Below are 10137 nucleotides of genomic sequence, written 5' to 3'. Positions count from 1 at the left end.
TAAGCTCATTTTGAATCTGACGAGATTAAAAATCTCATTTGTGCTCCAGTCGATTCAAGCCAAGGCTTGTTTCCAACTTTCGCGTTCATTCTGCAAGCAGAATGTTTACTCACTCGTTGTTCAGTTTTCAAAGATCAAACTTGTTTTTTTGTCGCCATTTTCTCTCAGCGGCGACTTTTATAATATATCATACTTCGTTTGTTTTGGTCAAGTGTTTTTTTGAAATTCTTTTTTGAAGCTCGTAATGAACTTCTTCATTTCATCTAAGCATCTAACCAAGCAAGCAAAGCAACGAGATATAATGTACCATATAAATATCCTGTGAGTCAACTATCCAAATAAAGAAATTTTCAACCCCAATAATAGCCCCACACCTGGCAATCCCAAAACAGCTACAGTCCCTATCGTTGCAGGGTTCAGTGGGATGTAGGTTCCTATAATCCAGCCGGAATAATTCACGATGTATATCCCAACTGCAGCAAGCACCAGATGAATTCCGAATGACGTGAAAACCGATAACCCTAACCGCTTTCTGAATAAAACCACGATAAGTCCCAGTAACGATACAACCAATACACTCCCCAATATAATACTCTTCATATGGTACACCTCCATGTTTAATGTAAACCCGACTCTACATACTCATTCCTCGCTGTGATGCAACATCATCATTAGCTCTGGCTCGCTTTGCTCTCCTCAAATGAATCTGGTACTTCCGCTCAGCTGCCTCCAATACATAAATGGCATAATCAATTTCATCCTGACCCTGTGCATCTTCAAACTGTCTCATAGCCCGTTCCCATTCCTGCTTAGCCATCTGAATATCTGCATAGATCTGATCCTCCTCAAGCTCCTTCAACACTCTGTTGTGTTTCTCTATCGAGTTCCGTGTATTTCGCCACAAAAACATAATCTCTCCTCCTCCTGATCAGCAAAGCATATTCTCATACTTATCAGGGAAAGGACAAACTTAGAACTCGAGCATTCATTTTCTCCACAAAAAAAGAGAGCCCAAGGGCTCTCTTTGCACATCGAAACTTATTTAGCATCCGAAGTTTCCAAGGAAGTGCATTGCATAATACAAATCGAAAACACTAACGCATCTCCCTGCGCCCTTCTAACGCTTTGGAAAGGGTCACTTCATCCGCATACTCAAGATCGCCACCTACAGGCAATCCATGCGCAATCCGGGTCACACTGATCTCAAACGGACGTACCAAGCGGGAGATGTACATCGCTGTAGCCTCGCCCTCAATATTGGGGTTTGTCGCCAAGATGATCTCTTTAATACGTTCATCACTTAATCGAATCAGGAGTTCCTTCAAACGAATATCGTCTGGTCCGATTCCCTCCATAGGTGAAATCGCACCCTGTAACACATGATAGTATCCATCGAATTCCTTGGTGCGCTCCATGGCCACCAGATCTTTCGAATCCTGAACTACACAGATTACAGAGACATCCCTGGACTTATCCTGACAGATGCGACACGGGTCCGTATCGGTAATATTACAACATACAGAACAGTAATGAAGATTACGCTTCACACTTACGAGTGCTTTGGCAAAATCAATAACGTCATCTTCCTTCATGTTGAGCACATGAAAAGCTAAACGCGCTGCCGTCTTGGGACCTACACCCGGCAATCGGGTAAAGGCATCAATTAGCTTGGCTATTGGTTGGGGATAATACAATCGATTGTGTCTCCTTTGACAGGATCAATTTAATTAAAATAATCCCGGAATATTCATGCCGCCTGTGAACTTGCCCATATCCTTGTTGGCAATCTCATCGGCTTTGGCCATTGCATCATTAACAGCTGTCATAACGAGATCCTGCAACATTTCAACATCTTCCGGATCTACCGCTTCAGGTTTGATCGTGATAGCAAGCAATTTCTTGTGTCCGTTAACTTCAGCCGTCACTACACCGCCACCGGATGTACCTTGGACTGTTTTGTCCGCCAATTCCTCTTGTGCTTTCAGCATTTGCTCCTGCATTTTCTTCACTTGTTTCATCATTTGGTTCATGTTGTTCATAATTGTTCATCTCCTTTGTTATGGTTATCGCGCTATGCGCATTATTCTTTGATCACTACAAGGTCCTCACCAAAGAGCTGGATGGCTTCATCAATCCATGGCTGCTTGTTGCTTGAACCGCCGTCTTCATGCTCAGGTTCAAGCTTAAAGTCCTCCTTTGGCGTTTCAGAAGCTCCCTCCGTTGCTCCGGTCCAATCTTTGAGCATCATCGTCACCAATCGCGCAGGACGCCCAAGCTGTTCGGACAACACCCGCTCAATGACTTCACGATTAGCCTGCTTCTCCGTTGTTTCACGGTGAATGTTGTTTTTAAAAGCAACCAACACATTGTCTTCAAGCAATGATACCGGCTCACCATCCACGAACCAGGCGTGAACAGTAACCCTCTCTTCCTTCACCCGTTGCAGGATCTGACTCCATTTTTTGCTGATCTCTGCGAACTCAGGGGCTCCCTTGCGCGCAACATACTGATCCAACTGTGCAGGAAGCTTCGCAGGCGAGTTCCCTCTCGATACAGGAGCTCGTGTCGCCGGACGCGATGGAGCGCTCGATGCACCTTCTCCACCAGACAACCCACTTTTTAGTGCACGATCCAACTTCTTCTCCAACTCAGCAAGTTGCTGCTTCAAGCGGTTGATCTCTCCCCCATCTGCAGGTGCTGCATGAGTTGAAGCTCCCACCTGAACAGAAGCCTCGCCTTGAGCTGGAATACTACACAGTTTAAGCAATGCAACTTCAAATAATGTCTGTGGCTGTACTGCATACTTCATTTCACTCTGGTACCGATTAAGGGTATCAATCATGTGGAACAGTTGTTCCCTGGTGAATGACTCCGCCATATCACGGAAAGATTCCGGATTAAGTACCCGGTCCGTCAGTTTATCTGCATCAGGTACCATCTTAATCATAAGCAAATCGCGGAAATAATACAGCAAATTCTCCATGCACTTGTCTGCACTCTTTCCTTCATGCATGAAACCTTCAATCATCTGCAGAATATGACCAACATCACCCTTGAGCAGCGAAGCAGCCAGTTTGGCAAATTGCTCTGAAGCAATTCCCCCCGTCATGTCCATGACCTGCTGATACGTTACTCGCCCATCCGTAAATGAAGAGATCTGATCCAGCACACTAAGTGCATCCCTCATTCCACCGTCTGATAAACGAGCAATGTATTGGAGCGCATCCTGGTCCGCTTCCATGCCTTCCTGTTCACAGATCAGGGTAAGTCTTGCTGTCTGCTCATCCAGGGAAACCCGGCGAAAATCAAATCGCTGACAGCGCGATATAATGGTAGCCGGAAGGCGGTGCGGTTCTGTTGTTGCCAAAATAAACATCACATGTGGCGGTGGCTCTTCCAATGTTTTGAGCAAAGCATTGAATGCCTCCGTCGTCAGCATGTGCACTTCATCAATAATATAGACTTTCTGCCGGACTTCGGTTGGCGCATATTTAACCTTTTCCCGAAGATCACGGATTTCTTCAACGCCCCGATTGGATGCAGCGTCAATCTCCTGCACATCCATCACAGCGCCAGTCGTAATCCTGCGGCAAGCTTCACACTCGTTACAAGGTTCAGGCGCAGGCCCACGTTCGCAGTTCACAGCTTTGGCCAAAATCTTGGCGGCACTTGTCTTTCCCGTTCCTCTGGGCCCGCTAAATAAGTAGGCATGGGAAGTCCGCTGTTCACGAATCGCGTTCTGCAAGGTCTGAATAATATGCTGTTGCCCCACCATATCTTGAAACGACTGGGGACGCCAAGCCCGGTATAACGCGATATGCTCCATGATGCGTTACCTTCCTTCCACTTCGCATTCGAGTCCTTTGTCGTTCCCCCATTATACTATATTCCAGGGTGAATCCAAACTTTATCTGACTCATTCATGCATGGTTTTTTAAGACATATCAAAAAGACCTCTGCATACATACAACTGCAAAGGTCTCTACATTTAAATGGTAAGCCGTGCACCTGCTATCGATATTTGCGATCCAAGTGGCACCCCTGAACAATAGCTCGGGCTAGGCAACCCTCCGGCACAAGAGTGATCTCACTTATGGCTGCTTCCTTCCGGACCTGACCAGGTTCATGAGTACTCATTGCGGAGGACCCAACCGTCAACACCACGTTTAGGGACCAAACCTCACATCGGCAAAACCTCTAGCAGGAATTCAACCTCGCTATAGCGGATTGCGAGTTACAGGGCACCGCTACCTCCCCATCTAGCACGGTAAGAAATAGTATAACGTAAGGTCATCCAAATTGCAACCAGAGGAAAGCGGAAGCAACTATGCTTACATATAACATATAAAAACCCCTGCCAGATCAGCAGGGGTGTGTTGGATGCAATTAGCAGACAACTCCAAGAATTGTCCTATTAGATTCCGTATTTCTTCTTGAAACGATCAACACGGCCGCCAGCATCGATAAACTTCTGTTTACCTGTGAAGAACGGGTGGCACGCGGAGCAAATCTCTACACGAAGTCCGTCTTTAACCGAACCTGTCTCAAAAGTATTCCCGCAAGCGCAAGATACTTGACCAATCGTGTAATTAGGATGAATTGCTTCTTTCATTACCTTTCACCTCTTTCCGCCCTGAGCCTCAAGCGGACCCAGAGTAAATGGCACAACTCTGAGATTATAACACGGCCTTGTGCCTGTTGCAATCCATTATTGTTAAGAGGTAATCAACCGTTTTGGACGTGCCATTCCAGCTGGTGGAACATGGGTATACGATCCGATCACAACATCAGGCAACTCATCTTCAAAGATCTCAATCATCTGCTTCATTCCCAAGATATCGCCTTGAGCAGGAGGGATTAATTCCAGATAACTCTCCGGATCAATATTGAGGTTACGCATCTGAATCAAGCGTAGATCGGTTCTTCTCGCAAACTCAATCATCGCCTCAATCTCTTCTTCACGATCCGTTACACCCGGGAAGATCAAATAGTTAATCGAGGTGTATACACCCTGCTGTGCCGCGTATTTCATCGACTTTTCAACATTGGCTAAGGTATAACCACGCGGTTTATAGTAGGCGTTATAGTGGTCATCCAGTGCGCTAATTGTACTTACGCGCATCAGATCCAATCCAGCATCTACAATACCTCTAATATGATCGTTCAGACCGGCATTGGTATTAATGTTGATATACCCCATGTCCGTTACAGAACGCACTTCGCGAATCGCTTCAATAATCAGCTTGGCCTGCGTAGAAGGCTCCCCTTCACAACCTTGTCCAAAGCTAATGATGGACTCCGGCGTCTTCAGGTGTTCCAGCATAACCTCCACAATCTCATCCACACGTGGTCGGAAGTTCATACGTGTCTGCGGGGAAACAAAGCCGCTATCATCCGGTTGCTCGGAAATACACCCGAAACAACCTGCATTGCAAGAATAGGATACTGGTACTCCACCTTCCCAACGGTTCAGGAACGTGTTCGATGAAGTCAGACATTCATATCCAAGCGCACAGTTGGATAGATGGGTATAGAGACGGTTCTCGGGGTATTGCTCTGTCAATCGTTTAACCCCGGAACGCACATCGTCACGGTCACAGTTGAGCGGATTCCATTTATCAGGACTATCCGACTTCGAAGCGGTGACATAGAAACCGCCATCTTTCCAGACTACTGCGGAATAACCGAACAACGGCAACTTATATTCCTTATCCGTCTTCACATATCCGGGGAGACACAAACGAGTGAATCCTTGCGGAAGCAAAGCACCTACAGCCTGTGTGTCCGTTGGCATTGGCAGCATCTCACCGGTGTCCGGGTCCATACCAATGGGCCGGGTGCTCGGGAGTCCAACTAACGTCGCGCCCTCTGGCAAAGGGATAAGTTCGTCTTCCATAATCTCCACGATCATATCTCCACTGCGGGCAAGCCCGTACAGGGAAGGATGATCAAATACATTACCTTTTTCATCTGCGTATACTAAATACATGATGTTCTCCTCACATCTAATGGGTTAAATCTAACGACGAGTGTATTGTAACATTCACAGCAGTGCTGCAAAAAGAAAGTGATTAGTCGAACGACACTTACGTCGAAGTACCTGACGTAGCTGTCTGTCTAGGTGAGCGACGGGTGGTTGTTGTCCCGGAATTGCTTGTCGGGCTATTACCAGCCGAATCAAATGCCGCCAAAAACTCTGCATTCGTCTTGCTGTTACGAAGTTTCTTCAGGAATCCTTCGACAAAGTCATGGGAATCATTCATGTTTTTACGAATTGCCCAGATTGTATCCAACTCTTCCTTGCTGAGCAACACTTCTTCACGGCGGGTACCGGAACGACGAATGTCGATTGCCGGGAATATGCGGCGCTCCGCCAGACGGCGGTCCAGATGAAGCTCCATATTACCCGTACCCTTAAATTCTTCATAAATGACGTCATCCATACGTGATCCGGTATCAATCAATGCAGTTGCCAGGATGGTCAAGCTTCCGCCTTCTTCCACATTCCGGGCAGAACCGAAGAAACGTTTCGGACGATGGAACGCAGCTGGATCAATACCACCACTAAGCGTACGACCGGATGGTGGAATAACCAGGTTATATGCACGGGCAAGACGCGTAATGCTATCCAGCAAGATAACAACATCCTTTTTGGCCTCAACGAGACGAAGCGCACGCTCAAGTACCAATTCCGCCACTTTAATATGATTCTCAGGCAGTTCATCAAATGTCGAAGCCACAACTTCCCCTTTTACCGAACGCGACATATCCGTTACTTCCTCTGGACGTTCATCAATCAACAGGACAAACAGTTCAATTTCAGGATTGTTAGTTGAGATGCTGTTGGCAATTTCTTTGAGGAGAAGCGTTTTACCCGCTTTGGGAGGTGCTACGATCAATCCGCGCTGTCCCAATCCTACCGGGGCGAGCACATCCATAATTCGTGTGGACAAATGGTTGGGGGATGTTTCGAGAACCAGTTTTTTCTGCGGATACAGTGGGGTTAGTGCCGGGAAGTGAAGTCGCTCTGCAGCCGCCGATGGATTCTCACCATTTACAGCGTTGACTTGCAACAAACCGAAGTATCTCTCGTTTTCCTTAGGCGTTCTACACTTACCTGATACGAGGTCACCTGTTCTTAGGTCAAACTTGCGAATCTGAGAAGCTGAGATGTAGATGTCTTCCGTACTTGGCAAGTAGTTAATCGGCCGAAGAAATCCGTAACCTTCAGGTAAAATCTCGAGTACGCCTTGCATGAACATCAGGCCGCTCTGTTCAGCTTGTGCGCGTAGTATAGCAAAGATTAATTCTTTCTTTTTTAACGTACCATAGTAAGGTATCTGATATTTTTTGGCCAGTTTGTAGAGGTCCGTTAGTTTCATTTCTTCCAAATCGGAAATTTGTAGATCCATATAATAACCACCTATTCAATTAATAAGTCCGTGTGAAATGGATAGTTTCGCTAGATGTTCCGGCTATAGAGCGCAGCATCTGCCACAATCTCTTCTGTCCATTGTACGGAATGTAACCGTTATAATGCAAATACTTGTCTTTGAGTGTAAGTTTCCGGGTGGGATGCCCAATATTCGGCAAGATCCGCTATTGAGTGAACGATGCATTGAGGCGATCAATCCGGATAGACCGGCTATGGAGCGCAGTTCAAACAAAACCGGGGGTTGGGGATGAAAAATGATGTTCTTACAGCCATATGAAGTTTAATTCAAAAAAAGACCCTCCGGTAAAGGAAACAGTAACATTTCGTCTTATGCCGGAGAGACTGAGAACTCTATTAAAACAGGTTTACCTAATCATCGAAAAGATATGCAGTTCAGTTAAAATAAACATGTGTATGACTGAATGACGCATAATGCTTCCCATTAATCCGTTTCCCGCCACACATCTGCACCGAGCAAGCGTAGGTTAGTCACCAGATGATCATAACCACGGTCGATATATTCGACCCCAGTTACTTCAGTCACACCTTCACTGACGGTGAGACCTGCAATCACCAGCGCTGCTCCAGCGCGAAGATCGGATGCTTTTACTTTGGCCGCGTTCAATGCACTGCCTTCAATAATCGCTGACCGTCCTTCTACTCGAATCTTTGCGCCCATCCGTACCAACTCAGGCACATGTTTGAACCGATTGCTGTATACAAAGTCGCTCAGGACACTTACACCGGTTGCCTGTGTTAAAACACTGGTCATTGGTGACTGTAGATCCGTCGGAAAACCAGGATACACAAGTGCCTTCACGTCGACATGATTATAGTTCGGTTTGCCAATAACACGTATACTTTCATCCAATTCTTCAATGCCAACACCCATCTCCAACAGCTTTGCCGTTAAAGCTTCCAGATGTTTGGGAATCACATTGTCAATCAGAACATCTCCACGCGTCGCCGCTGCAGCGATCATATACGTTCCCGCTTGTATACGGTCCGGAATGATGGAATGACGGCAGCCTTTAAGCTCCGAGACCCCTTCAATACGGATCGTTTCGGTACCTGCACCCTTAATGCTGGCACCCATGGAATTCAAAAGTGTTGCTACATCTATAATCTCAGGCTCTTTAGCCGCGTTTTCGATAATTGTAGAGCCTTTGGCACGAGTAGCCGCCAGCATGATATTAATGGTTGCGCCGACACTGCTTACATCAAGATAAATTTTTGCGCCGCGCAGCTCTTTGGCATGCAAATGAATGGAGCCATGTTCGTTCGTTACGGTTGCGCCAAGCGCTTCAAATCCTTTGATATGTTGATCAATTGGACGAGGCTCAAAATTACAGCCCCCTGGTAAACCTATGGTTGCTTCTTTGAAACGTCCTAGCAATGCACCCATCATGTAATACGAAGCACGAAGCTTCTTCACGGGACCATTCGGCATAGGAATGGATTTGATATCAGAAGGGTCAATTTTCATCTGACTGCCTTCCCAAGTCACATGTGCTCCGAGTTCCTCCAAAATTTCTGCATAAACCGCCACATCACTCAAAAGCGGCAGGTTGTCCAACACGACTTCTGACTCGGCAAGCAATGCTGCAGGAATAAGCGCAATGGCGCTGTTCTTGGCGCCGCTTATAGTTACAGTTCCCTGTAACGGACGTCCGCCACTAATCATCAATTTTTCCATAAAGCTTAATGTCCCCCTACGTGTTTTGCAGCCGATGAACGGCAATACGTGCTGATGGCTTCCGATGTAGAAATAAGGTGTGAAAATGGAAAGACACCGGCTAGGCGGTGTTCTTCCATTTCACAGTATGGAACTGGCAAAGATAATTTACGCTTTGTTGTTAGAACCAAACTCGCGGATTTTACCTTTAACGGTTTCTTTGATTGCATCACGGCCTGGTACGATGAATGTACGTGGATCGTAAGCATCTGGTTTAGCTGCAAGCACTTCACGAACCACTTTTGAGAAAGCAATTTGGTTCTCTGTGTTTACGTTAATTTTGGAAGTACCCAGGGAAATGGCTTTGTCGATGTCGTGTTTAGGAATACCTGTACCACCGTGCAATACGAGTGGAACTTGTACCGCGTCACGAACTTCTTCCATCTCTTTGAAGCCCAGGTTAGGCTCGCCATGGTAAGGACCGTGTACGGAACCAAGAGCCGGTGCCAATGTGTCGATACCTGTTTCTTTAACAATACGAATACACTCGTTCAGGTCAGCGTACATGATTCCGCCGATAACGTCGTCTTCTTGTCCGCCTACAGTACCTACTTCAGCTTCTACAGAAACGCCTTTAGCGTGTGCATATTCAACAACTTTTTTAGTCATTTCGATGTTTTCATCGATAGAGTGGTGGGAACCGTCGATCATAACGGATGTAAATCCAGCATCGATCGCTTCTTTACACTTGTCGAAGCTTGAACCGTGGTCCAGGTGGATCGCAACTGGTACGGAGATTTTCATGTCGTGAATGAGTCCTTCTACCATTTTAACTACAGTGTAGAAGCCGCCCATGTGACGTGCTGCGCCTTCGGATACACCCAGGATTACTGGGGATTTCTCTTCTTCAGCAGCACCAAGAATCGCTTGAGTCCACTCAAGGTTATTGATGTTGTATTGACCAACTGCATATTTTCCTTCAAGTGCTTTGTTCAACATGTCTGTCATAGATACTAATGGCATGGTT

Annotated in this window: 10 protein-coding genes and 1 other RNA gene; all 11 read right to left on the bottom strand. The window is 46.4% G+C overall.

All coding sequences use genetic code 11. From position 1 onward, the window contains the following. Nucleotides 1-330 precede the first annotated feature (330 nt). Nucleotides 331-600 carry a pro-sigmaK processing inhibitor BofA family protein gene (locus AB4111_RS30575; protein ID WP_253429011.1) on the bottom strand — a complete coding sequence of 90 codons (270 nt, stop codon included), beginning with the start codon at nt 598-600 and terminating at the stop codon, nt 331-333. Between the two features lie 34 nt (nt 601-634). After that, on the bottom strand, nt 635-910 hold the full coding sequence (locus AB4111_RS30570) for a DUF2508 family protein (protein ID WP_253429009.1): 276 nt from the start codon (nt 908-910) through the stop codon (nt 635-637). Between the two features lie 184 nt (nt 911-1094). Continuing rightward, a complete protein-coding gene (recR, locus tag AB4111_RS30565; RefSeq protein ID WP_442035031.1) occupies nt 1095-1694 on the bottom strand; it encodes a recombination mediator RecR in 600 nt (199 codons plus the stop codon). Nucleotides 1695-1727: 33 nt separating this feature from the next. Beyond that, the gene (locus AB4111_RS30560) at nt 1728-2039 is read right to left on the bottom strand and encodes a YbaB/EbfC family nucleoid-associated protein (RefSeq protein ID WP_036607248.1); all 312 of its coding nucleotides are present in this window, start codon (nt 2037-2039) and stop codon (nt 1728-1730) included. A 41-nt stretch (nt 2040-2080) separates the two neighbouring features. Then, nucleotides 2081-3826, bottom strand: coding sequence for a DNA polymerase III subunit gamma/tau (gene dnaX, locus AB4111_RS30555; protein ID WP_442035030.1), 1746 nt, complete (start codon nt 3824-3826; stop codon nt 2081-2083). Nucleotides 3827-4000: 174 nt separating this feature from the next. Then, nucleotides 4001-4268, bottom strand: an RNA gene (gene ffs / locus AB4111_RS30550) — signal recognition particle sRNA large type. A gap of 146 nt (nt 4269-4414) precedes the next feature. Next, nucleotides 4415-4612 (bottom strand): 50S ribosomal protein L31, encoded by a 198-nt coding sequence (gene rpmE / locus AB4111_RS30545; protein WP_036607255.1) that lies wholly within the window; start codon nt 4610-4612, stop codon nt 4415-4417. Nucleotides 4613-4714: 102 nt separating this feature from the next. Continuing rightward, entirely contained in the window at nt 4715-5989 is a 1275-nt protein-coding gene (locus tag AB4111_RS30540) for a radical SAM protein (RefSeq protein WP_339238988.1), read from the bottom strand. Between the two features lie 97 nt (nt 5990-6086). Further along, the gene (gene rho, locus AB4111_RS30535) at nt 6087-7412 is read right to left on the bottom strand and encodes a transcription termination factor Rho (protein ID WP_036607258.1); all 1326 of its coding nucleotides are present in this window, start codon (nt 7410-7412) and stop codon (nt 6087-6089) included. Nucleotides 7413-7877: 465 nt separating this feature from the next. After that, nucleotides 7878-9131: a UDP-N-acetylglucosamine 1-carboxyvinyltransferase gene (locus tag AB4111_RS30530; protein ID WP_253429002.1), complete on the bottom strand. Its 1254-nt coding sequence runs from the start codon at nt 9129-9131 to the stop codon at nt 7878-7880. 147 nt (nt 9132-9278) lie between these two features. Beyond that, a complete protein-coding gene (gene fba, locus AB4111_RS30525) occupies nt 9279-10133 on the bottom strand; it encodes a class II fructose-1,6-bisphosphate aldolase (protein WP_091039193.1) in 855 nt (284 codons plus the stop codon). Nucleotides 10134-10137 lie beyond the last annotated feature (4 nt).

Source organism: Paenibacillus sp. 2KB_22 (genome assembly GCF_052115745.1).
Classification (GTDB): domain Bacteria; phylum Bacillota; class Bacilli; order Paenibacillales; family Paenibacillaceae; genus Paenibacillus.
This window is presented reverse-complemented; position numbering and strand designations above follow the sequence as displayed.

What these genes read in the sequence shown, in the direction of transcription:
- fba (WP_091039193.1), bottom strand. Translation starts at nt 10,133, where the DNA reads ATGCCATTAGTATCTATGACAGACATGTTGAACAAAGCACTTGAAGGA.
- AB4111_RS30560 (WP_036607248.1), bottom strand. Translation starts at nt 2,039, where the DNA reads ATGAACAACATGAACCAAATGATGAAACAAGTGAAGAAAATGCAGGAG.
- rpmE (WP_036607255.1), bottom strand. Translation starts at nt 4,612, where the DNA reads ATGAAAGAAGCAATTCATCCTAATTACACGATTGGTCAAGTATCTTGC.
- dnaX (WP_442035030.1), bottom strand. Translation starts at nt 3,826, where the DNA reads ATGGAGCATATCGCGTTATACCGGGCTTGGCGTCCCCAGTCGTTTCAA.
- rho (WP_036607258.1), bottom strand. Translation starts at nt 7,412, where the DNA reads ATGGATCTACAAATTTCCGATTTGGAAGAAATGAAACTAACGGACCTC.
- AB4111_RS30575 (WP_253429011.1), bottom strand. Translation starts at nt 600, where the DNA reads ATGAAGAGTATTATATTGGGGAGTGTATTGGTTGTATCGTTACTGGGA.
- AB4111_RS30540 (WP_339238988.1), bottom strand. Translation starts at nt 5,989, where the DNA reads ATGTATTTAGTATACGCAGATGAAAAAGGTAATGTATTTGATCATCCT.
- AB4111_RS30530 (WP_253429002.1), bottom strand. Translation starts at nt 9,131, where the DNA reads ATGGAAAAATTGATGATTAGTGGCGGACGTCCGTTACAGGGAACTGTA.
- AB4111_RS30570 (WP_253429009.1), bottom strand. Translation starts at nt 910, where the DNA reads ATGTTTTTGTGGCGAAATACACGGAACTCGATAGAGAAACACAACAGA.